General features: G+C 55.9%; 18 protein-coding genes. 15 read left to right on the plus strand and 3 right to left on the minus strand.

Annotation, left to right across the window (positions count from 1 at the left end; genetic code table 11):
- The first annotated feature begins 129 nt into the window (after positions 1-129).
- The 4 genes from H7B67_RS23790 to H7B67_RS23805 all read left to right on the plus strand — a co-directional run bounded on the left by H7B67_RS23790 (position 130) and on the right by H7B67_RS23805 (position 6,356).
- Complete coding sequence (locus tag H7B67_RS23790) at positions 130-1,035, plus strand: ABC transporter permease subunit (RefSeq protein WP_185122373.1); 906 nt, start codon at positions 130-132, stop codon at positions 1,033-1,035.
- A gap of 2 nt (positions 1,036-1,037) precedes the next feature.
- Positions 1,038-1,913 carry a carbohydrate ABC transporter permease gene (locus tag H7B67_RS23795; RefSeq protein WP_245364069.1) on the plus strand — a complete coding sequence of 292 codons (876 nt, stop codon included), beginning with the start codon at positions 1,038-1,040 and terminating at the stop codon, positions 1,911-1,913.
- 78 nt (positions 1,914-1,991) lie between these two features.
- Positions 1,992-3,581, plus strand: a complete 1,590-nt coding sequence (locus H7B67_RS23800) for a type 2 periplasmic-binding domain-containing protein (protein ID WP_185122375.1) — start codon at positions 1,992-1,994, stop codon at positions 3,579-3,581.
- 75 nt (positions 3,582-3,656) lie between these two features.
- Complete coding sequence (locus tag H7B67_RS23805; protein ID WP_185122376.1) at positions 3,657-6,356, plus strand: glycosylhydrolase-like jelly roll fold domain-containing protein; 2,700 nt, start codon at positions 3,657-3,659, stop codon at positions 6,354-6,356.
- Here H7B67_RS23805 and H7B67_RS23810 read toward each other — a convergent pair.
- Positions 6,341-6,976: a TetR/AcrR family transcriptional regulator gene (locus H7B67_RS23810; protein WP_185122377.1), complete on the minus strand. Its 636-nt coding sequence runs from the start codon at positions 6,974-6,976 to the stop codon at positions 6,341-6,343. The genes H7B67_RS23805 and H7B67_RS23810 overlap by 16 nt on opposite strands.
- Positions 6,977-7,163: 187 nt before the next feature.
- Here H7B67_RS23810 and H7B67_RS23815 point away from each other — a divergent pair, with 187 nt between their 5' ends.
- The 7 genes from H7B67_RS23815 (at position 7,164) to H7B67_RS23840 (ending at position 14,393) form a co-directional block, all read left to right on the plus strand.
- A complete protein-coding gene (locus H7B67_RS23815; protein WP_209649229.1) occupies positions 7,164-8,756 on the plus strand; it encodes a GH35 family beta-galactosidase in 1,593 nt (530 codons plus the stop codon).
- 32 nt (positions 8,757-8,788) lie between these two features.
- Positions 8,789-10,558, plus strand: coding sequence for a family 43 glycosylhydrolase (locus H7B67_RS23820; protein ID WP_185122378.1), 1,770 nt, complete (start codon positions 8,789-8,791; stop codon positions 10,556-10,558).
- Positions 10,559-10,580: 22 nt separating this feature from the next.
- Positions 10,581-11,489: a nucleoside hydrolase gene (locus H7B67_RS23825; protein WP_185122379.1), complete on the plus strand. Its 909-nt coding sequence runs from the start codon at positions 10,581-10,583 to the stop codon at positions 11,487-11,489.
- Positions 11,490-11,647: 158 nt separating this feature from the next.
- On the plus strand, positions 11,648-12,127 hold the full coding sequence (locus H7B67_RS30685) for a hypothetical protein (RefSeq protein WP_209649228.1): 480 nt from the start codon (positions 11,648-11,650) through the stop codon (positions 12,125-12,127).
- A gap of 47 nt (positions 12,128-12,174) precedes the next feature.
- Positions 12,175-13,230, plus strand: coding sequence for a hypothetical protein (locus H7B67_RS23830; protein ID WP_209649227.1), 1,056 nt, complete (start codon positions 12,175-12,177; stop codon positions 13,228-13,230).
- 114 nt (positions 13,231-13,344) lie between these two features.
- Entirely contained in the window at positions 13,345-14,076 is a 732-nt protein-coding gene (locus H7B67_RS23835) for an AzlC family ABC transporter permease (RefSeq protein ID WP_185122380.1), read from the plus strand.
- The gene (locus tag H7B67_RS23840) at positions 14,067-14,393 is read left to right on the plus strand and encodes an AzlD domain-containing protein (protein WP_185122381.1); all 327 of its coding nucleotides are present in this window, start codon (positions 14,067-14,069) and stop codon (positions 14,391-14,393) included. The genes H7B67_RS23835 and H7B67_RS23840 overlap by 10 nt, the downstream gene beginning before the upstream one ends.
- 6 nt (positions 14,394-14,399) lie before the next feature.
- On the opposite strand, the gene H7B67_RS31350 is transcribed toward H7B67_RS23840, so the two are convergent.
- Positions 14,400-15,962, minus strand: coding sequence for a response regulator (locus H7B67_RS31350; protein ID WP_185122382.1), 1,563 nt, complete (start codon positions 15,960-15,962; stop codon positions 14,400-14,402).
- A complete protein-coding gene (locus H7B67_RS23850) occupies positions 15,962-17,749 on the minus strand; it encodes a sensor histidine kinase (RefSeq protein WP_185122383.1) in 1,788 nt (595 codons plus the stop codon). The genes H7B67_RS31350 and H7B67_RS23850 overlap by 1 nt, the downstream gene beginning before the upstream one ends.
- Before the next feature lie 164 nt (positions 17,750-17,913).
- Between H7B67_RS23850 and H7B67_RS23855 the strand changes: the two genes are divergently transcribed.
- From H7B67_RS23855 to H7B67_RS23870, 4 genes are all read left to right on the plus strand, one after another.
- Positions 17,914-19,230: an ABC transporter substrate-binding protein gene (locus H7B67_RS23855; protein ID WP_185122384.1), complete on the plus strand. Its 1,317-nt coding sequence runs from the start codon at positions 17,914-17,916 to the stop codon at positions 19,228-19,230.
- Positions 19,231-19,290: 60 nt separating this feature from the next.
- Positions 19,291-20,160 (plus strand): carbohydrate ABC transporter permease, encoded by an 870-nt coding sequence (locus H7B67_RS23860; RefSeq protein WP_185122385.1) that lies wholly within the window; start codon positions 19,291-19,293, stop codon positions 20,158-20,160.
- Positions 20,157-20,975, plus strand: a complete 819-nt coding sequence (locus tag H7B67_RS23865) for a carbohydrate ABC transporter permease (RefSeq protein WP_185122386.1) — start codon at positions 20,157-20,159, stop codon at positions 20,973-20,975. Before H7B67_RS23860 ends, H7B67_RS23865 begins: the two co-directional genes overlap by 4 nt.
- 108 nt (positions 20,976-21,083) lie before the next feature.
- Positions 21,084-23,123, plus strand: coding sequence for an alpha-L-rhamnosidase-related protein (locus H7B67_RS23870; protein WP_185122387.1), 2,040 nt, complete (start codon positions 21,084-21,086; stop codon positions 23,121-23,123).
- The last annotated feature ends 7 nt before the right edge of the window (positions 23,124-23,130 follow it).

Here is a 23,130-nt window from a genome sequence, read left to right on the forward strand (position 1 = left end):
TCCGAAGGAGCGGTTTTCTCCTTGAAAATGACCTTGTTCAATCTAAATTCCGTCACATTGAGCGAATTCGCGCCCCCCGCTATGATTGATTTGTAAGCGAATTCAGACTAACGCAAATGGGGGAACAAGGTGAGAGCAGTCGCATTCCATCGATTGAAGGTATATTGGCCGCTATATGCGATGGCGATTCCGGGAATCATTTTCCTGATCGTCTTCAAGTACATTCCGCTAGCCGGGGCGGTCATCGCCTTCCAAGACTTTTCGGTGTTCAAGGGGTTCACCGACAGCCCTTGGGTCGGCTTCAAGCACTTCGAGACGCTGATCGAGCATCCCGACTTCGCCCGCGTGTTCGGCAACACGCTCATGCTCGGGTTCCTGAAGCTCGTTCTGGTCTTCCCTGTGCCGGTGCTTCTCGCGCTGATGATCAACGAGATTCGCAAATCCGCCTTGAAGAAAGGCATTCAAACCGCGCTGTACATTCCCCACTTCCTCTCCTGGGTTATCGTATCCGGCATCGTGTTCGACTTCTTCTCTTTAAGCGGATTGTTCAACATCGTCATCGGATGGTTCGGTTACGACCCAACGCTGGTGATGCAAGAAAGCGGTTACTTCCGAATCGTGTACGTGATCACCGCGATCTGGAGAGATGCCGGCTGGGGAACGGTCGTCTACATGGCCGCCATCAGCGCCATCGACCCGCAGCTGTACGAATCGGCCATGATCGACGGCGCCTCCAAGACGAGGCAGATTCGCCATATCACGTTCCCGCTGTTATTGCCGACGGTGCTGGTGCTGTTCCTGCTCGAGATCGGCAACTTCCTGGATCTGGGCTTCGACCAAGTGTTTAACCTGCTCACGCCGATGACCTACAGCGTAGGCGACATCCTGGACACGTACGTATTCCGGACGGGCATTCAGCAAGCGCAGTACAGCTTCGCGACGGCGGTCGGGCTGTTCCAATCCGTAATCGGATTCATCCTCGTGTTCATCTTCAACAAGCTGTCGAAGAAAGTATCGGATGGGGGGTTATGGTAACCATGTTCGAAACCCGCAGCGAGAAAGCGTTCGTGACGACCATAACCATTATCCTAATTCTTTTGTCGGCCGTGGCGCTGATTCCGCTCCTATCCGTTATCGCGACCTCGCTCAGCTCCAAGAGCGCCGTGGACATGAACCTGGTCACCCTGTGGCCGAAGCAGTTCACTTTGGATTCCTGGGGCTATATCGTGGACCGGCCCGACCTCTGGAGGTCCTTCGCGCTTACCCTCGTCACGACGGTGGTCGGAACCTTGCTGGCTTTGCTTCTGACGGCCCTGCTGGCTTACCCGCTGTCCAAGTCCAAGAACGAGTTCCGCTGGGGGGCGGTTCTCATGATCGGCGTCGTCATCGCGATGATCTTCAAGGCGCCTATCGTGCCTTACTTCCTGACCGTTCGCGAGATCGGCCTCTACGACAATCCGCTCGTGCTGATCGTCCCGCATCTGCTGAATCCGTTCAACCTGATCATCATGAGAACCTTCTTCAAGCAATTCTCGAAGGAACTCGAGGAAGCGGCGTTTCTCGAAGGCTGCGGATACTTCCGGATGCTGTTCCAGTTCGTGCTTCCGCTGTCCAAGGCGGTGCTCGCGACGCTCGCGCTCTTCTACGGCGTGGTGCTGTGGAACCAGTTCCAGCATCCGCTCCTGTTCCTGCAGAATCCGGACTGGTTCCCGCTGCAGATCAAGATCCGCCAGTTCATCACCGACGATAACGTCATCATGTCGGGCGCCGTCTCCACCGCCGACCTGAATTACAACGAGCGGACCTTGAGAGCGACCACCGTGCTCTTCGCCATCATCCCGATTATCGCGGTTTATCCGTTCCTTCAGAAGTACTTCGTCAAGGGAGCGATGATCGGTTCGGTCAAGGGGTAACGGGACGAATTCCATTCGGTTTAGCGGCTAACGCCTTTAAACAACATACAATACTCATTCACTAAGGGGGAGCAACGCATGGATTGGAAAAGAATAGGGCTGGTATCGGCGGCGTTGGTGCTGGCGACGACCGCGGCAACCGCATGCGGCAACAACAATAACGCTTCGGAGGAAGCTTCTTCTTCGCCGGCGCAGAGCTCGTCCGCCGGCAGCGGCGGCGACGAGATCGTCGACGTGGAAGTATGGGGGACCAACATCGGGTATAAGCCGGTCGAGAAGGGAAGCAAGCTGTACGAGTTCTACAAGGAAAAGCTGGGCGTCGGCGTCATCAATCCGTACGTGGAATGGAACGGCGGCACGAACTACCTAAACCAATTGAACCTGAAGATCGCCGCCAACGAGATGCCGGACATGTTCACTCCCCAGCAGGGCATCGAAGACAGCCTGGCCAAGAACGGCGCGATCGCCGACCTGACCGAGCTTCTTCCCAAATACGCTCCTAACGTGATGAAGGTGATTCCCGAGGAGATGTGGGATATCGTCAAGGCCAACGACCCGACCGGCCAAGGGCGGATCTATTACATCCCGGGATCGGTGGATTACGGAAGGTACGCGGGCATGATTCGCCAGGATTGGCTCGATAAGCTGAACCTGTCCATGCCGCAAACTCAGGACGAATACGTGAAGGTGCTGGAAGCGTTCCGCGATCAGGATCCTAACGGTAACGGGCAGAAGGACGAAATTCCGACGGGAGGCCGTCAAGAGGCTCGTTGGATGGATCATCTGTTCGCGATGTACGGCGTGGCCATGTTCGAAGGGTACCCGGATTGGGATCTGTATAACGGAGAATTGACGTACTCCGCTGTTACTCCCAACATGAAGGCCGCCCTGGAATTCGCCGCCAAGCTGTACAAGGAAGGCTTGCTGGATCCGGAGACGCTTCTGAACGACAAGGCGAAGTGGGACGGCAAAGTCAACTCCGACAAGGCCGGCAACTACTTCCACTGGGTGGAGCAGAATAACCTGTACCTGGAAAATCTGCAGAAGAACACCGGCGTCAAAGGTCAATTCACCGTACTGCCGGTGCAGAAGGTCGACGGCTATGAAGGCTTCTACACGTGGAAGAGAGTCGGCCCGCCGCAATGGGTCGTCAAGAACACCAAGGACGAGAAGAAGCTGCAAGCCGTCCTGAAGCTGCTGAACAACATGTACGACAAGAACAATTGGAAGGACCTCTACCTCGGCGTAGAAGGAATGCATTACGAGATGAAGGACGGCAAGGCCGTCAAGCTTCCGGACGACAAGAGCACCCAAGAGAATCAAATCCTGAATCCCTATTCGAGCTCCGCGACTCTCGACTTCACGGTCGATCTGTTCAACAGCACGGCATCGGCAGACAACAAGTGGATCTACGACCAAGTCACCGCCAACATGGAAGAAGCGCAGAAGTATGCCAAGGTTATCGCCGGAGACGGGTTGCCGGCGAGCATCTACGAAGGCTATGCCGATATCAACAACCGCACCTTGTACATCGAATACGCGAGCAAGATCATCATGGGCAAGTATCCGATCGACAAGTTCGACGAGTTCGTCGACAAGTGGAACAAGTCGGGCGGGGAAGATGTCACGAAGAGAGCTCGAGAGTGGTATAGCAAGGTGAAGAAGTAAATCTATCGAACCGAGGTATCCGTCCGTCATCGAATCGATTTCGGGCGGATATCTTCTTTATAAGAGGAGGCTATCATGGGGAATCGTCTTAGGGAAGTTCTCGAAGGCAAGGAGCGGAATTACATTCTTCCGTTTCTCTGGCAGCATGGAGAAGAGGAGAAGGTCATTCGGGAGGAGATAGCCCGCGTACACGAAGCCGGAATCGGAGCGGTGTGCGTCGAGGCAAGGCCTCACCCCGATTTTCTCGGGCCGAAGTGGTGGACGGACTTGGATATCATCATGGAGGAAGCCCGGCGCCGCGGGATGAAGGTGTGGCTGCTCGACGACGATCACTTTCCGACCGGACACGCGGCGGGCAAGGTAAAGGAAGCGCCGGAGGAGCTTCATCGCGTATTCTTGGGAGAAAGGCACATTGACACGCTGGGACCGGCTCGGGGAGCTTCGCTTTTATTGGAGCCCTTGCTGATGTCCGGGCTGCGTCCGACCTACTCGCTGAGCTCTTACGCGACAGGGGCCAACAAGCTGATCGCCGTCGTCGCGGTTCGCCGGGATTCTTCGACGGGAGCCTTGCTTGGCGATGCGATCGACTTAACGGATCGGGTCCGGGACGGGATCCTATATTGGGACATTCCCGAAGGTCATTGGCGGGTGTTTATCGTGTCGGAGAATCGGGACGGGGGCAGCAAAGCGCAGGAGGATTACTTGAACCCGCTCGACAAGGATTCCGTGAGCATTCTGATCGATACGGTCTATGAGCCCGTCTATGAACGCTACAAGGCGGATTTCGGCGCAACGTTCGCCGGATTCTTCTCCGACGAGCCCGGCTTCTACAACGACAAGACGACGTTCGACTTCGACTCCAGACCCGGCAAGCCGGGAGTGTCGCTGCCTTGGAGCCGGGAGCTGCCGTCCTTGCTCGAGCAGGCGCTCGGCAAGGATTATCGCAAGGAGCTTCACCTGTTGTGGCATGAAGAGGGCAAGCGTAGCAGCGAAGTCCGGTACGCTTATATGAATATCGTAAGCCGGCTCTACGGGGAGAACTTCTGCAATCAAATCGGAGAATGGTGCAGAGACCGAGGAGTCGAATATATCGGCCATGTCCTGGAGGACAACAACGTTCATGCAAGACTCGGCTCCGGGGCCGGACACTTCTTCCGCTCGCTCCGGGGACAGGACATGTCGGGCCTGGACGTGGTGTTGTGGCAGATCGTTCCCGGCTTCGACGAAGTTCCGTTTCGGTGGCCCGCGGGAGAGACGGACAGCGAGTTTTTCCACTATGGGCTTGCCAAGCTTGGCTCCTCTCTCGGGCATATCGACCCGAAGAAGCAAGGCCGCACGATGTGCGAGGTGTACGGGGCATACGGCTGGGCGGAAGGCTTGAAGCTCATGAAGTGGCTTACCGACCATATGCTCGTTCGCGGCGTCAATTATTTCGTCCCGCACGCCTTCACCCAGAAGGCGTTCCCGGATCCAGATTGCCCTCCGCACCTGTACGCGAACGGCAAGAATCCTCAGTATCGGCATTACAAGCACCTGAACCGCTACATGAATCGGATCAGCCATCTGCTGTCGGGGGGGAGGCACGTGGCATCGGCGGCCGTTCTTTACCATGCCGAAGCCGAGTGGTCCGGCGAATCGATGTACTTCCATAAGCCCGTGAAGAAGCTGATGCAGCATCAGATCGACTGCGATGTCGTTCCTATCGATGTTCTTATCGAGGGGGCCGTCGTCACAGAAAGCAAGCTGCTGATTCATCTTGAGAGCTACGCGTGCCTGATCGTTCCGTATGCGGAAGCTCTCCCGGCGGAGCTGCTTCGCCGTCTAACCGAGTTCGCCGACCAAGGGCTGGCCGTACGGTTCGTGGACGGGCTTCCGAAGCGTTCGAGCGAGGGAGGGGTCGTCGACGGGGAGTTGACCCGGCTAGCCTCGCACCGTCACGTCAAAGCGGTCGGGCTGGATAAGTTGGCGTCGGAGCTCATTGGCGATGGACATTACGAGATCATGGCGGACCATTACGAACCGTATCTTCGAAGCTATCATTATGTTCATGATGATTTCGACGTCTACATGTTCTTTAACGAACACCCGAACCGAAGCCTCGGCACGAAGGTGAAGCTGTCTGCCAAGGGGGATATATACGCTTATGACGCCTTCTTGAATCGATTGGAGGATGTCGCAGCCGAGAGGCGGGGCTCGGGGATGGCGGTGCCGATTAAGCTGGAACCGTATGAATCCGTCCTTCTGTTGCATGGATCCGGCTTGGAAGGCGTAGCCTCTTTAACCGATATTGACGACGTGAATGCCTTGAAGGCCTTGAACTCCGTTAAGCGTCCATCGTACGTTGCAGAGGTCGAGTTGACGGGGGAATGGAAGATAGCCATCGCCGAATCGGAAGCCTACCCGCGGTTCGAGACTTGGGGGAGCCTCACGGCTTTAACGAACATGAGCTCGCCGGACGCGCTGCCGAGGTTCTCGGGAACTTTCCGATACGAGACGGATTTCGAATGGGACGGATCCGTCGAAGCTCCTGCCTTGCTCGATTTGGGCGACGTCTTCGAGACGGCGGAAGCGTGGCTGAACGGAGTACCCGTCGGGGTGCGTCTCTGCCCGCCGTACCGGATGGAGCTCGCCGGGGCGCTGAGGAAGGGAATCAATAATCTAGTCGTCGAAGTGACGAATACGCTGGTCAAAGACCAGCGCGACTACTTGTCGGCTTTCGCGCAGCAGGAGCCGAGCGGCCTTCTCGGACCCGTTCGGATTCATTCGGACTTGTAAATAAGCGAGGTCAGATAAGTTTGCGCCTTGGCGGCATCGCCCGCTTCGTGGATCCCGATGCCGTAGAGCATGGCATGGATATAGGCTTCCATGACCGACTCGCTGATCGATGCTCCGGCGGTTGGCAGGTTATCCGTGTAATATTCCACCACGGCCGTTACCATGTTGGCGTAGATTCGGGATTCCAAATCGACATGGGGAGATTCCCGGAAGCGTTCCTTGTAGTGATCGATAAAGTACTGTTTGATCAATCGGAAGTAATCGACCGTCTCGGTGCGGATTTTTTTGATGGCTTGGATTTTGGCGTAGTGGGCTTTAGCGAATTGGATCGCCAGGTTGTCGATTAACCGATGATGGTCCTCGGGCGGCTTATCCTGGACATACAATTCGGGAATTTTCTTGCGCATGAATGTCAGAAATTCCTGATAAAGCTCCTCTTGCAACCGTTCGGCAACCTCGTACTTGTCCCGGAAGTGCGCGTAGAACGTGTACCGGCTGATCAACGCTTCATCCAAGATATGCTGAACGGTGATTTTCTCGAACGGAATCTCGGAGACGAGCTGAATCAAGGCGTTCAAGATCGCTTTGTCGACTCGGCGGTAAGGCTTGCTGGCGGTCATTGGGAATCGATCCTTCGCGTTAAGGTAGAGAGCGTTATTCGAGTTGGAGCGGCTAATTTGTAATCCACTGTTAGAATACCAAACACTGTGTATGGAAATCAAACATTGGATTCATTACTGTCAGTTGAAGACCGGTTCGAATCGGCACATGATGAGATCAGATCTAACGAACGAGGAGGGAATTCCTTTGGAGACCGTTACGCCAAGAAACCATCTTTTGCTGCAAGCGGACGGAAGTCCGTTCATTATGCTAGCGGGAGAAGTACACAACTCGAGCTCATCCTCCGCCGAATACATGGAGCCGATCTGGAAGAAGGCGGCAGAACTCGGGATGAACAGCCTGCTGCTGCCGGTGACCTGGGAGATGGTAGAGCCCGAGGAGGGGACGTTCGACTTCCGGATCGTCGACGAGCTGATCGATCAGGCGAGAAGGTACGGGATGAAGATCGGCTTCCTTTGGTTTGGCGCTTGGAAGAACGCCCAGTGTTATTACGCGCCGGCTTGGGTCAAGACGGATACCGTACGCTTCCGGAGGGCGGAAGTCGAGAAGGGCAAGAAGAAGATTCATCTGCAAGAATTCCATGGAATGCCGTACACGACGCTTTCCTATCTATGCGAAGCGACCAACGAGGCGGATGCCAACGCGTTCCGGGAATTGATGCTGCATATCAGAAGCGTGGACGAGCAAGAGCGAACGGTTATCGTAGTTCAGGTCGAGAACGAGCCGGGCTTGCAAGGAGCGGCAAGAGAGCATTCCGCGGCGGCCGACGCCGCGTTCGAGAGCGCGGTTCCGCAGCCGTTCGTCGAGTATATGAGAGGTCATACCTCAACGATGGCCGCGGACGTTCGCCAAGCCGTCGAGAGCGGCGCGGGCAGCGGGAACTGGATGGAAGCATTCGGAGAAGCGGCGGAGGAAATATTCAGCGCGTATCACGTTGCAAGCTATATCGAAAAGGTGGCCGCGGCCGGCAAAGAAGTCTATTCCCTTCCGCTGATGGTAAACTGCTGGCTGGACAAAGGAGACAAGCCCGGGATATACCCGAGCGGCGGGCCGGTATCCCGGATGATGGAGGTTTGGAAGCATTGCGCCCCAAGCATCGATGTGATCGCGCCGGATATCTATGTTCAGAATTTCTGCGAGGTATGCGACGATTACGTCAAGATGGACAATCCTCTCTTTATTCCCGAGACGGCGACGCATGGCTATGCGGGGCCGAGGCTGGTTTACGTGATAGGGCATTATCATGCGATAGGCTATTCTCCGTTCGGATTCGAGGACATGGGGAAGCCCTTCACGGCCATTGAGAGCTATCTGTTCGGCGTGGATGTCGGAGACCCTATGCTGGGAACGCCGCAGAGCATGGAAGAATACGCATGGTATAACCGCACGCTGGGCAGCATGATGCCGTTATTGACGTCAAAATACGGCACGACGGATCTGCAGGCGACGATCGTCGAGCGTCCGGAACGGGATACGATGGTATTCGGAGAATATGGATTCCAAACATGGATGAAGCTGCCCATCTTGTCTCGCAAGGATGGAGTTTGCCTCGTACTGAAGAAGGCGAAAGACGAATTTTACATCCTGGCCAACGGCTGCGCGATCACCCCGTTCTCCGCGAATCCGCAGAAGCCCCATGTCGATACCCTATCCCTGGAAGAAGGGCTTTTCCAACAAGGAGAATGGAGAATGGCCCGACGGCTAAACGGGGACGATGTCGCGCGAATGCGATTCGAGTCCCCGACGCTGCTTAAGATCAAACTATTCGGCTACCAATAAGAAGAGAATTCGGGATTCGGGAGAGTGAGAAAATGACCTATCTTTGCAATCCGATCAATATGGAATACAAATACCAATATACCCATGTGATGGGCGCTGCCGTTCGATACCGGGAAGCGGCCGATCCGACGCTGGTTCGGTTTAAAGGCAAGTACTTCTTGTTTCCTTCGATGACGGCGGGGTTTCTGGCGAGCGACGATCTGACGGACTGGACGTTCCATCCCCTCAAGGATTTGCCGATCTACGATTATGCGCCGGATGCGCGCGTCATCGGAGATTATCTTTATTTCTCCGCATCGAGTAAATCGAAGAACTGTTCCTTCTACAGAACCAAAGATCCGATAGAGGGGATCTTCGAAGAAATCGAAGGCACCTTTCCCTTCTGGGATCCGAATTTGTTCGCCGATGACGACGGACGGGTTTATCTGTATTGGGGATGCTCCAATCTAACGCCTATTTACGGAGTCGAACTCAACCCGGAGGACATGAAGCCCCTTGGAGAGCCGATTCCCCTCATCTATGGCAACAATACGGTAATCGGTTACGAGAGATCCGGAGAGAATCACGTTCCCAAGTCGCCGGAAGAAATCGAGGAGATCGTTCGCAACGTGGCAAGCGGCAATCCCCATCTTCCCGAAGAGCAATTGGCCGCGATCCGTAAAGCCCTCGGCAACGATCCCTACATCGAAGGAGCTTGGATGGACAAGCATAACGGCCAATACTACCTCCAATATGCGAGTCCCGGCACGCAGTACAACATTTACGCGGACGGGGTCTATGTCGGGGATCATCCTCTGGGACCGTTCCGGCCGGCGAAGAACAATCCGTTCTCGTATAAACCGGGAGGCTTCCTTCCCGGGGCCGGACACGGATCGAACTGCGAAGACGAGCATGGCAACCTCTGGCATGCTTCGACCATGAGAGTAAGCGTAAATCATATCTTCGAACGAAGAATAGGACTTTGGCCCGCGGGGTTCGATCAAGACGGAGAGCTATTCTGCAACCAGCGGTATGGCGATTGGCCCTTTAAGGTCGAGAGGGCAAGAATGGATCCATGGAGCGATCCGGAATGGATGCTGCTGTCGTACGGCAAGCCGGCCAAAGCTTCTTCCTTCGAAGAAGGGAGGGATCCTTCCAAAGCGACGGACGAGAACGTTCAAACCTGGTGGAGAGCGGCGTCCGACTCTCCCGGCGAATGGTTGGAAGTCGATCTGGAGCAGGAATGCGACGTATATGCCGTCCAGATTAATTTTGCGGACGATCGCGCGAACGTCGTAATTCCGGAGGGAGCCGCCTTGCAGGAAGGAAGATTCATTGACGATAGCCGGCACTACACCAGATGGATTCTGGAAGGCTCGTTGGACGGCAAGGAGTACTTCGTCATTGAAAATAAATCGGAGGCCGCCACGGATTTGCCGCATGATCTCGTTATAAGGGAGGCGGGATTAAAGGTTCGCTATTTGCGATGCGCGGTTAAGGAAGTCCCCTTCGGCGAGCCTGCCTGCCTCTCCGGACTTCGGGCGTTCGGCATTGGCGTCGGCGAACGCCCGAAGCAGGTTAGCGGGGTTCGCACGGAGCTCTTAAGCGAGCTTGATCTCGCCGTAGAATGGGACAAGGACGAAGCCGTCGGTTACAACGTGCTGTGGGGGCATGCGCCGGATAAGCTGTATCACAGCCATATGGTATTCGGAAGCCGGCGACTGACGATTAAAGCCTTGATCCAAGGTCAGCCGCTCTATGTAAGGGTAGATGCGTTTAATGAAGTCGGGATTGCGGAGGGAGAAGTCCGGCAAGCGATCTAGTCCGTTAAAGGAGGTGCGACAAATGAAACTAGGATTCGATGTGCCCGATAGCAAAAAGATCCGTTTAATCGTGAACAGCGATGCCAAGAACGAAGCGGACGACCAATACGCCATCGTTCATGCGCTGTTAACGCCCCAGTTTATCGTGAAAGGGTTGATCGGCGCGCACTTCGGCGAATTGAGAAGCCGGACCTCGATGCTGGATAGCGTAAAGGAAATCGAGCTTCTGCTGAAGCTCATGGGAATGTCGGAATGCTATTCGGTCATGCGCGGGGCGGAACGAGCCCTGCAAGACGAACTTACTCCGGCGATATCCGAAGGCGCTGAGCTCATCGTGCAAGAAGCCATGTCCGACGATCAGAGGCCATTGTTCGTGATATTCCTCGGGGCCATTACGGATCTGGCAACGGCTTATCTGATGAATCCGGCGATAGCCGATCGTTTGACGGCGGTATGGATCGGAGGGGGAGCATGGCCGGATGGCGGAGCGGAATTTAACCTGGGGAACGATGTTCACGCGGCGAACGTCGTGCTAGGCTCCCCGATTCCGCTGTGGCAGATTCCGAGAAACGTATACAGCAAGATGCGGGTCAGCCTTGCGGAATTGAAGCGAAGAGTGGAGCCCTGCGGCGCCATAGGTCGCTATTTATATCAACAATTAATAGAAACCAATCAAGAGTGGGCGGATCATCCCTATTGGCCGAGAGGCGAGATGTGGACGCTGGGAGATTCCCCGGCAGTCGGCTTGTTGATGCACGACCAACCTTTTGATTACGATTGGAAGCCGGCTCCCCGCATCGCCCCGGACCTGTCTTATGTCCATCGCCAAACGGAGAGACAAATCAGGGTTTACCGTGATATCGATGCTAGATTTATACTGGAAGACATGTATGCCAAGTTGGAGCTGTTCAGCGCGATACGGGGAATTTGACCGACATCGGCGAGTTGCTTCCCGCCATGGAACATAGAAGTCGTCAAAACATTATCGATCTAGTCGTCAATCCGTTAGTTCGACCAATCGAATCTCTTTATCATTAGTGTAGATAGACGATTTGGTCCATTATGGCTGACTTTCAAGGAGGATTGACGATGCGGACAGACAACGGAACGACTCATCCGGAGATTGGTAGAGTAGAGGTCGCCACGGTACCTACTCCGGAGAACATCATGTTGCTTAGCGGAACTTACACGTATTCGGGCAAAGTATTGATCTCTTATCGAACGGAGCAGGATATCGACATTCCCGATTTCTACAACCTGGCCGTTCAGAACGACGACGGGACCGATTTCCGGGTCATTTTCTCCGGGGTCATCCCGACCCTGCCTAAAGCCAACGGAATTCGGTATATGCCCTACCAAGACAATAAGAGAATCCTGTTAGGGGACTATGTGCTCGAATGCAGCCCGTATATCGATTCCTGCACGAACGCGACCTTGGTGCCCGTCCATTATCCTTCGCGTATCGTCGAAGATCCGAAAACCACGCACCATTGGTCCGAAATCATCATCGCCCCGGATAACGAGCATATGAACGGACGATTCTTCGTTCCGACGTCGGGGCTGCCGTAGCGATCGGCGTCCTTAAACGGAATGCTCATACCTATGTTCTCGAGAACGTGCAGTTCATTCATACGATATCTAATTTCGCCGAGGACCCGAACAACCCGGGGTATCTCCTTCCGAATCCGATCCGAGGGGGAGAGGTCAAGCAGTTCATCCGGGGAGGCAATGCGATATCCGTCGTCGGCGGAGGGGGGAACAGCACTCCCGATTCCGTCATGCAGGAATTGACTTCCGAACGTCTGACTCCGATCACTCGCACGCCGGGCTATGATGAAACGACCATTTTCTCCCCGGATGAAAGGCTCGGAATGGTCATGAGCACAAGGTTCTCGAAGCTTACCGATCCGGCCGTCTTCGGCCTCCTGCCTCGTCCTCATGCCACCCATACGACCATGGGGATGGCTTGGGCCTTGTACACCTATGCGGTAACGGGCGTGAGGGAATTCCGATCGGGCAACATCGGTCCGGTCCTGATCGACATCGAACGATCCATGAACGAAGAAGGCTACGTCGGCATCCCGCTTACGACGGACGAGAACTGGGTGTATTGCTCCCCGATGTCCTGGCATCCCGATAGCAAACGCGCCATGTGGCCGGAGATCGAGCGTGGAAGCGGCGGTTCCCGAATGCGGCTGCAGAGAGTGAGCTTGCCGGATTATGAGCCGGGGCTTACGCCTCCGATAGCAAGGACGACGGATGATATCCCTTACGGAATCAAGGATTTGACGGTGTTGGAAGCCGCAAGTCCGAACGCGCATGGGAAAATAAAAGGGAAGCACTCCGGATTCATCTCCTATTCCCGGAAGTCATCCGGTACCATAGGAGTCACGGAAGCGCAATATCGCGAGTACAGCGATGACGGAGTAAACTTCTACGATGGATTCGAGAAGACCGTCTCGAACCTATTCGGAGACAATCGTTACGAGGCCGACGTCCGTTTAACCGGTCCGAATCCGGGCGAAATGAAGCTGCGGGCGACCTTCTCGGCCGTCTTCGGTTCGGAGCCTTTGAAGCTGCTGTTCGACCCGGACTCGGACGGCAAGCCGAAGAGCCATGGGTATTCTTCTTACAATGGAGTCACATTAGATATTGCGGATTTGATTGAATAGTCAACGTCGAGGCAGTCCTTAAGTCTATTGAATGACTTATGGGAGGGCCTCTTTTTGTTATAATAAACATGCTTTAATAACATCGCTTCAAGCAAGACAGAGAGGAACCGAACCATGCAAGAGAAAATAGACTTGCGAGGACTCGAAGCGGCAAGGCAGCAAGAGAGTTTCCTCCAAGGCGTCAAGGATTGCGTCCCCACGCTGCTGGGCTACCTGAGCATCGGGTTCGCCGCGGGCGTGGTCGGAACGACGTCGGGACTCAGCGTAGCCGAGATCGGCTTGATGAGCATTCTAATCTACGCGGGATCCGCCCAATTCATCTTCGCCGGGATGGTGGCCTCGGACGGATCGGCGGCGGCCATTATTTCTACGATTTTCTTCGTCAACTTGCGTCACCTTCTGCTCAGCGCGGCGTTGTCGCCGTATTTTCGCCAATTGGCTCCTCTTAAGAACGCGCTAATCGGCTCCCTGCTTACGGACGAGACGTTCGGCGTCGCCATTAACCGTGCGACGCAGACCGGCTCGATCGGCGAGAAGTGGATGCACGGGCTTAACGCGGCCGCTTATTTGAACTGGATCGCGGCCACGATCGCCGGGGCGTTCCTTGGCCAATGGATTCCCGATCCGCAGCGATTCGGGCTGGACTTCGCCTTGCCGGCCATGTTTATCGGACTGCTGGTTCTGCTGATGGCGAGCCGGGCTAGAATAGGCGTGGATATCGTCGTGGCTGTCAGCGCCGTCGTCATCGTGATAGGAGTGACGTTGGTATCCACCGCGAGCGTAGGGGTCATTGCCGCTGCCGTATTGGCTCCGGTTATCGGAATGGCGGTGTCCAAATGGAAGTAAGAGGCTTTATTCTTTTGATCATTATCGGAGCAACCGTCGTTACGCTTATTCCAAGGGTGCTTCCGCTTATTTTCCTGAGTCGAGTCCAATTGCCGGAATGGGGACTGCGTTGGCTGAATTACGTTCCGATCGCCGTCATGGCCGCGCTGGTCGGGCAGGAATTGTTCGTAGAGGACGGTAAGCTGGCTTCCCTATCGAACAACGTCGAGCTGCTGGCCGCCTTGCCTACGTTAGGTATGGCCATATGGAAGCGCAGCCTGCTCGGGACCGTGGCGGTGGGAATCGTGTCGATCATGGCGCTCAGGTATTTGACTTGAGGAGATTCACCCATTGCTATTCTTGTAATCGCTGGGACTAAATCCCGTATGCTGCTTGAACACCTTGCTGAAGTAGAAGGGATCCGAATAGCCGACTCTCTCGGCGATCTCCTTGATCAGCACGAAAGGATGCTCCCTTATGAAACGGCTGGCTTCCTCCATGCGCAGATTCAGCAGATAGTCGGGGATCGAGGTCCCGCAGGCGCGCTTAAAAACCCGGTTCAAGTATGCCGGATGGAGCTGGAACGCATCTGCGATACTGGGCAGAGAGATGTTCTCGTGATAATGGGCATGCAGGTACTTGCGGGCTTCCTCGGCCCAATTCCGTTGGGCGGCCTGCTCCCGGTCTTGTTCCGACCGGAAGAAATAAGCGCCCCAGATTTCCTTCGCTTGTTGCTGAAGCTCAACCAGGCTTCTCGCCCTCCACACCTCGTCGACCAGCTCCGACTCCATCGCTTGCTTGCCCTCGAAGGTGCTTCCCGGGGAATCTTGCGTCGAGCCGTGCATCGACATTGACACATACAAGAGCAGCTTCTCCCAGCCCCTTCGGGTCAACGGGACACGGCGCCCCGCTTCGCCCGCGAATAGCAGCTCGAGCTCGCGCATGAACGACTGCTTCTGCTGCTTGTTCGCGAATTGGGACATTCTGGCGAGCAAAGGCTGAATCGTCTCATACAAGGATTGAATCTCCTCCGCGCCGGCTTCCGACGTCCATAGGCAGCAGGAACGGAAGCGGCTCACGGCAGGGGCCAGCTTGCGGCATTCCGCGAGCAAGGCGGGAATCGGCTGCAAGCCCCTGGTCGATTGTTCGAGCAGAACCGTGACCCCTTCCGTTTCGCCTAAGCGGGCTTCCATCCTTTCTTGCCACTCGCGCTTGCGGTCCTCGGACCAGGAATGGATGCCGAACAAGACGATCTCTTCGTTCGCGGCGATGGAAGGGAGCGGGGAGATTTTCTCTCCCTCGCGCAGAAGTCCCTCCATGTCGGCCAATAGAGCTTCCGGTATATTCCCATGCGGGGACCAAGCGTAAGCCAAGACATAATTGCCATGATAGAACAGCTCATGCATGAGCTCCGTCCACTTCGCGCCGGACGCTTCCGACTCTTCCGGCGAGGAAGCGTGGGTAGAGGAGGCCGCGGAAGCTGATGCATCTACGATTCTCTTAGCCGCCTCCCTCTCGAGAAGAGCTTGGTTCACGAGCAGCTTCTCCTTGAGCCGCGCAAGCAGCTCGGCCATCTCCTCGTCGGGAGCGGGCTTCAGAATATAATCCGAGATGCCCAGCTGAATCGCTTCGCGCAGATACATATAGTCGTCGTGTCCGCTGACGATCGCGCATTGGATGTCGGGCAGCTTCTCCTTAACCCGGGAGATGAGCTCCAGCCCGTTCATGACCGGCATGCGAATATCGGTGATCAGGACGTGCGGCTGCGTCCAGTTCAATTCGATGAGCGCGTCCTCTCCGTTGTTATACAATCCGACCACCTTGAAGTCGGTGCTAAGCGACGTGATTTTATCCTTGAGGTACCGGAGAATGCGGGGCTCGTCCTCGACGATGATTATGCGGAACACTAGCTCGTCCTCCTTATCTCGATCGTGAATTCCATCCCTTTGGGCAGGTTGCTCAGCTTAAAACGAACCTTCTCGTTCCAGAACAAGCGGCATCGGGTGAGAGTGTTGACGATGCCGAGATGGCCGATTCCCTTGGCCGACAGGCTCTCGAGCTGACGGATGCGCCCGGCGTTCAGCTCTTCGATGAGCGCTTGCGTCTCGGCTAGCGCCTCTTCGCGGAAGCCCGATCCGTTATCGCGAATCCGAATGCGCCAAGCTTCCTTTTCCGCAACCTCTGCCGTCACTTCGATGAGCCACGGCGGTCTCGCCTGCTGGAAGCCGTGAGAAAACGAATTTTCCGCAAGGGGCTGCAGAAGAAACTTCGGAACCGCTTCCGCTTCAAGATCGGGATCGATCTGAACGGAATAGGCGAACTGCCCCTCGTAACGAAACTTCATCAGCTCCATGTATTGCACGGTATATTGAATCTCTTGCTTCAACGTAACGGTGTCGGAGAGAGAATTCGTCGAATAACGAAGCATTCCGCTTAGCTGTTGGGAGATTCGGGCGAATTCGGAGAACCCCGATTCCTCCGCATAGGAAGCCATAGCCGTCAGCGAGTTGAATAGAAAATGCGGATTCATCTGGGCATACATCGCTTGCAGATGAGCCAGATTCTCGCGCTTCTGGGATTGGAGCACTTCGTTAAGCGATTGGTTTAACCTCGCTCTCATCTCCTCGAAGGTTGAGTAGAGAACCGCGAGTTCTTTGGTGTTGCGCAGCTTCTGCACGGGCATCGTGCTTACGTTGTCGATATCCAGCTTCTCCAACCGTCTCTGCAGGTAACGGATCGGAGAGGAGAGAGTAGCCGACAGAACGTAAGCGATAGCTAGCGAAACCAGCTCGCCCAGAAGGGCTAAGATCCAAGTAAGTCTCTGCAGATGCGCGATAGGCTGCATGACCTCCGTTTTGGGCTGTTGAATGAGAACGGTAAGCCCGGTGTAGTCGGAACGAAGCTGGCTCCAGATATCCGCCGCGCGGCTATCGGGCCTCTCGATCTCCTTCGTGCCGCCCGTCCACTTCGGAACCGCGGGCGGCTCGGAGCCCGCCGATGCATAGGGATAGAACACTTGACCGTTATCGTCGACGACATAGACTCGCTCCCCGGAGGATTCGTCCCGGCCGACCTCCATCGTCTCCTCCAGAAGCTCGTAGGTCTGTTGGACCTCTACCACGGCAGGCGTCTGAGTCTTCGGGAACCGGAAGCTTCGCACGAGGGCAAAATGGAAGGGCCGATTGTCCTGCCATTCGCTGATATGAGGCGGCACGAGCAGCTTCTCCCCGTCCAAATCGAGGGCGTCTTGAATCCAATTAGCTTCTTGGATATGCTGTTTGAGATCGGGAGACGTATTCATATTTTGCCCGTAGGTCAGGAAGAAGCCGTTTGTCTTGATCAGGCTGATCTGCGGGGAGATAAACCAAGGGCCGTTCAAGGAAGCGAGCAGATCCTCGTATTTCTTGCGTTTGGCGAAGCCGAGATAGGAAGAAGGATCTTCTTCGCTTTGCTCCAGCAAGTAGTTCTTGATTTCGGAGCTATAGATGACCTGCGCGGAGATGCGATCAAGGTCCTCGACGACGTTGTCGAGGGCTTCCTGGTAGCGATAGAGCTGCTGCCGGTTCGTTTCTTCGCCGCGCTCGAGCAGGTCTTTGGAGGTTTGGTTGTAAAATAAGAAACCGCTGCTGGCCACGAGAATGGAACTAAGAAGCGTAAAGCCGATAAAAAGGCGCGTTTGAATGCTAAGCTGCAAGGTCGTTCCCTCCTGCGTTTCATTGTACCACGGGACGCATTCGGCTTAGCGGCCAGGTTCGTATTTTACAGGGGGCAGGTTCAGTATTTCCATTCCGCGAAACGGACGAAAGCACTAAGATGGGAAATGCAACGAAGGACAATCGATTCGATGGAGGGGTTCGAATGAACGGGACAAAGAAAACGGCAGCCTTGCTGATGGCAAGCTCCATGCTGCTGCTCGCGGCATGCGGCAATAACAATAACGCGGGCTCGGAATCCGGCGCGTCTCCGAGCGGAAGCGCGGCTTCCGGCGAGAAGAAACCGGTCACGCTGAAGGTGCTGGTCGCCAGCGACTGGCTCAAGGAGAAGAAGTGGCAGACGGTGTTCGACGATTACGAAGCGGCGACGGGCAACAAACTCGACATTCAGAGCGCCCCCGTCAACAACTACATGGATCTCGTGAACACTCGCCTCGCAACGCAAGACGCTCCGGATCTTCTGTTCTACTGGGGCCAAGAAGCCAAGATAAAGCAGCTTCAACCGGAGAAGAACTTGGTCGATCTCACGAACGAGGAATTCGCGTCCCGCATCAATCCGGCGGTCAGCAAGTACTTCCTGAAGTCGGAGGGCAAGCTGTACGGCATTCCGGTTACCGGCCTTAGCGTAGGCGGCGTCCTGTACAACAAGAAAGTGTTCGCGGACCTGGGCATCGAGATTCCTCGGACGTACGATGAGCTCTTGGCTGCCAGCGAGAAAATCAAAGCGGCAGGCATTACGCCGATTTATGAAGCGGGCAAGGAAGGATGGCCGCTGCAGATATTCACGTTCAATGCCATGGCTAACGTTCTGCAGACCCAGCCGGATCTGATGGACAAGCTCAATACGCGCCAGACGACCTACGACCAGGTGCCGGAGTACGTCGACGCGCTTCAGCGGCAAGCCGACTTGCAGAAGAGCGGTTATCTGAACAAGGACTTGTTCTCCGGTACGTACGACATGTCCCTCGAGCAATTGGCGACGGGCAAAGCCGCGATGGTCGTTCAGGCCGACTGGGCGGTTAGCCCGCTGCTCGAGAAGTTCCCGGACGCCGAGATCGGCATGTTCCCGATGCCTTGGAATGGCGACAACCTTGCGGCCATCTCCGATCCGAACGGCTTATACGTGCTTAAGAATTCCAAGAACGTCGATGCGGCGATGGACTTCGTACGGTTCTTCGGCGAGCAGGAACAGCTGACCAAGTACTTCAACTCCGTCAAGTCGATTCCGACCTGGACCGGCCTTACCGTGGATCTGAACCCGGGCACGGCGGACATGAATTCGTTCGTGGAAAGCGGCAAAGCCGTTCCGTTCTTCAACTCGCTGTCCGTCGTCGAGATCGGGGACTATCAGAGCCTGCTTCAGCAATTGTACGGCGGGCAGATGTCGGCCAAGGAAGTCGCCGCCGGCCTGCAATCCAACGTGGATAAAGGCGCGAAAGCGGCCGGAATCGCCGGATTCTAAGCCCGCAAACGGTTAAGCATTAAGAGGTTTCGCCCGTTGGAAGGAGTGTGGGGAGAAAAAATGCTGCATAGAAAAATGTACCCCGTCTGGTTGATCGTTCCCGCTCTCGCGATATATGTCATTATGTACATTTTCCCGACGGCGTCCGGTTTTTATTATTCGCTGACGGACTGGTCCCCTTACAAGGATTCGATCGGGTTCGTCGGGTTCGAGCAATTCGCCGAGCTGTTCAAGACCAAAGCGATGTACACCGCCATGAAGCACACGGTCATCTATGCCGTTATCGTAACGATCCTGCAGAACGGGCTGGGAGTTCTGCTGGCCCTTCTTCTGAATTCGAAGCTGGCCGGCCGGAATTTCTTCCGCAGCGTCTACTTTCTGCCGTGTATCCTAAGCGCGCTTGTCGTCGGCTATACGTTTACGATCGTCTTGCATCCGGACGGCATATTTAATCAATTCCTGTCGGCCATCGGCTTGTCGGAGCTCTCCAAGGATTGGCTGGGAGATCCGAAGCTGGCGTTGTATACGGTAACCCTCGTGAACGTGTGGCAATGGGCCGGTTCTTCGATGGCTCTCTATCTTGCGGGCTTGCAAGGTATCTCGAAGGATATGCTGGAGGCGGCGGTCATCGATGGGACGACCTATCTGCAGCGCTTGCGTTATGTCATGCTCCCGATCCTGGCGCCGGTCGTGACCATAAGCGTGCTGCTCAGCATGATAGGCTCGATGAAGACGTTCGAGCTCATCTACGTCACGACCGGAGGCGGTCCCGGCGGGGCGACCGAGGTCATGAACACCTTTATTGTCAAGCAATTCGGCGCTGGCTTGTATGCGTATGGAACGGCAGCGAACGTGGTCTTGTTCCTGTCCGTGGCCATCGTGTCGATCTTCCTCGTGAAGCTGATGCGGAAGGGGGAGACGGCAGAATGAAGACATCCTATGGCCAATGGCTGCGAACCGCGGTCGCGATCGTCGGAAGCTTGGTCATTCTGATTCCGTTGGCGCTCGTCTTCCTCGGTTCCTTGAAGAACTCGGCGGAAGCGTCCAAGCTGGATCTAAGCCTGCCCGGCGAATGGCTCTGGTCCAACTACAAGACCGTATTCGTCGAGGGCCGGCTCCTGAACGGCTTCAAGAACAGCGCGATCGTGACGGTCGCGACCGTCGCCCTTACGATCGCGGCGGGATCGATGAGCGCCTACTTCTTATCGCGAAGGCCGGGTAGGTGGGTGCAAGCGCTGTTCGTCTTCTTCTTCGCGGGCATGATCGCTCCGCCGTCGATGATTCCGGCGATCAAGCTGCTTCAATCGCTTCATCTCTCGGGGGAATTTATCGGTCTCATTCTGTTCCTGTCGGCGCTCTATCTGCCGCTGACGATCTTTATCATGAGCGGGTTCGTGAGATCGTTGCCGCGGGAGCTGGACGAAGCGGCGACGATCGACGGCGCCAGCAGCTTCTACACGTTCCGGAGAATTATTTTCCCGTTGCTCAAGCCTTCCATCGCGACCGTGACCGTGTTCGTGGCGCTGTATACGTGGAACGACTTCTCCAACACGCTTTACATCATCAGCGACAGCAGCAAGTGGACCCTGCCGTTCTCGGTGTACAACTTCGTCTCCATATACGGAACGCAGTGGCAGTACGTCTTCGCCGATCTCCTGTCGGTCATGCTGCCGATGCTGATCGTCTACTTGTTCCTGCAGCGTTATATCATTGAAGGAATGACGGCGGGCTCGGTCAAAGGATAAATCGCGCCGGGCGCCGAACTTCTACAATCGAATACAGGGAATCGAATCGAAGGAGTGCCATAGGAGAACCGTCTCTTGTGGCGCTTTTTCATAAAGGAGAGATCTTCATTGGGACAAAAGAAATCGTCGGAGCAAGCCTGCTGGATCTGGTATCCGGGAGACTGGGAGATCTGGCTTCACGAGCAAATCTCGGTTCGCCGCGAATCCCGCGGCGCCGTATACCCGGCTTATTGGAGGCTCGATCGGGCGTACAGCTCGGTTCTGTTCTCGCACGAATACGAGCTGGAGGAGCCGGAGGAAGTGACGATAACGGCGGACGGCAGGTTCGCCTTGTACCTGGATGGGAAGGACAACGTCCGGTTCCATCAGGAACGGCTGACGCTGCCGGCTGGAAAGCACGAGCTTCGGGTATCCGTGCATAACGGAGTCGGAGTTCCCGCTCTGCGTGTGGAAGGACCGACGATTCGAACGAACTCCTCCTGGCAGGTTACCTGCTACGACCGCCGCTGGCATCCGGCCGGAAGCTGGCCTGAAGCGTTGAGCGACGCAGCTGTTTCTCCGTCCGAATACCGGCTCGCGACCCGCCCGATGGATCCGGTAAGCCTGGAGCGGACGCAGGACGGCTGGTTTGCGGACTTCGGCAAGGAGACGTTCGGATATTTGAGAATGGCCGGGGCATCGGCCGACAGCGAGTGGACTATCTATTACGGGGAGTCGCGGGAAGAAGCCGAAGACCGGGAGCAATGCGTCCTGCTGGACCAAGTAAAGGTGCCGATGGAGGGAGAGGGCGTCCTTACACTGCCTCAAGCGCGCGCCTTCCGTTACGTTCAACTTGTGCCGACGGATCCGGGAGCTACGCTTGCGGGCGTTTCCATGCTGTACGAGTATCTTCCGGTCGAATACCGCGGCCGCTTCCGAAGCTCAAGCGAGCGTTTGAACGAAATCTGGGATACGTCCGTCTACACGTTCCATCTCAATACGCGCGAGTTCTTCTTCGATGGCATCAAGCGCGATCGCTGGGTGTGGTCGGGAGATGCGTACCAGTCGTTCCTGATGAATTATTACAGCTTCTTCGACCAAGAGGTCGCCAAGCGAACGCTCGTCGCCTTAAGAGGCAAGGACCCGGTCGTCATGCATATGAACACGATCCTTGATTACAGCCTGTACTGGTTCACCGGAATTTACGACTACTATCAGTACACCGGAGACCTTGAGTTCGTGCGATCGCAATACGACCGAATGGTGACGCTCATGGACTTCTGCCTGGGCCGCCGCAACGAGAACGGCATGATGGAAGGGATCGGGGAGGATTGGGTGTTCGTGGACTGGGCCGACCTTGACAACAAGGGCGAGGTCAGCACGATTCAGCTTCTGCTCAGCCGAAGCCTGGAGACGATGGCTCTTGTCGCGGAGCTGGTCGGCGACGGCGATAGAGGACCGGTGTATCGAGAGCTGTCCGAGGCGCTGCTCGCCAAGACCATGAACATCTTCTGGGACGAGAAGCAGGGGGGACTCGTGCACAACCGTAAGGACGGCGTCGTTGGCAAGAAGGTGACCAAATACCCGAACATGTTCGCGCTCATGTTCGGCTATCTGGACGAGAAGCGAACCGAGAGCGTCAAACGCAACGTTCTGCTGAATCCGGAAGTCCAGGGAATCAAGACGCCTTATATGCGGTTCTACGAGTTGGCGGCGCTATGCGAGATCGGCGAGCATGAATTCGTGCTGAAGGAGATGCTGGATTACTGGGGCGGCATGCTCGATCTCGGAGCGACGAGCTTCTGGGAGGAGTACGATCCGAATCAGAAGGGGAGAGAGCACCTGGCCATGTACGGCATGCCGTACGGGCGAAGTCTCTGCCACGCTTGGGGAGCCAGCCCGATCTTCCTTCTAGGCAGGTATTTCCTCGGCGTCAGACCGACAAGCCCCGGCTACGGGACGTTCGTCGTCGAGCCGCGGCGCGGAGGCTTGGAGTGGATCGAAGGAGCGGTCCCGATCGGGCCGGGCGAGGTGGAGCTCCGTTCGGACGGAGAGAAGATTCGCGTTCGCGCAACGCACGGGCGGGGTGTGCTACGATATCGCTGCGGGGAAGAAATGCGCGAGGCTTCGATTCCGGAAGACGGAAGCTGGCTGGAGGTTCGGTATTAACCAAGCA

This window comes from Cohnella thailandensis, assembly GCF_014212135.1.
Lineage (GTDB): Bacteria > Bacillota > Bacilli > Paenibacillales > Paenibacillaceae > Cohnella > Cohnella thailandensis.

Excerpts from the sequence above, each read along its gene's own strand:
- H7B67_RS23795 (WP_245364069.1), top strand. The coding sequence starts at position 1,038 with ATGTTCGAAACCCGCAGCGAGAAAGCGTTCGTGACGACCATAACCATT.
- H7B67_RS23800 (WP_185122375.1), top strand. The coding sequence starts at position 1,992 with ATGGATTGGAAAAGAATAGGGCTGGTATCGGCGGCGTTGGTGCTGGCG.
- H7B67_RS23805 (WP_185122376.1), top strand. The coding sequence starts at position 3,657 with ATGGGGAATCGTCTTAGGGAAGTTCTCGAAGGCAAGGAGCGGAATTAC.
- H7B67_RS23810 (WP_185122377.1), bottom strand. The coding sequence starts at position 6,976 with ATGACCGCCAGCAAGCCTTACCGCCGAGTCGACAAAGCGATCTTGAAC.
- H7B67_RS23820 (WP_185122378.1), top strand. The coding sequence starts at position 8,789 with ATGACCTATCTTTGCAATCCGATCAATATGGAATACAAATACCAATAT.
- H7B67_RS23825 (WP_185122379.1), top strand. The coding sequence starts at position 10,581 with ATGAAACTAGGATTCGATGTGCCCGATAGCAAAAAGATCCGTTTAATC.
- H7B67_RS30685 (WP_209649228.1), top strand. The coding sequence starts at position 11,648 with ATGCGGACAGACAACGGAACGACTCATCCGGAGATTGGTAGAGTAGAG.
- H7B67_RS23835 (WP_185122380.1), top strand. The coding sequence starts at position 13,345 with ATGCAAGAGAAAATAGACTTGCGAGGACTCGAAGCGGCAAGGCAGCAA.
- H7B67_RS23840 (WP_185122381.1), top strand. The coding sequence starts at position 14,067 with ATGGAAGTAAGAGGCTTTATTCTTTTGATCATTATCGGAGCAACCGTC.
- H7B67_RS23855 (WP_185122384.1), top strand. The coding sequence starts at position 17,914 with ATGAACGGGACAAAGAAAACGGCAGCCTTGCTGATGGCAAGCTCCATG.
- H7B67_RS23860 (WP_185122385.1), top strand. The coding sequence starts at position 19,291 with ATGCTGCATAGAAAAATGTACCCCGTCTGGTTGATCGTTCCCGCTCTC.
- H7B67_RS23865 (WP_185122386.1), top strand. The coding sequence starts at position 20,157 with ATGAAGACATCCTATGGCCAATGGCTGCGAACCGCGGTCGCGATCGTC.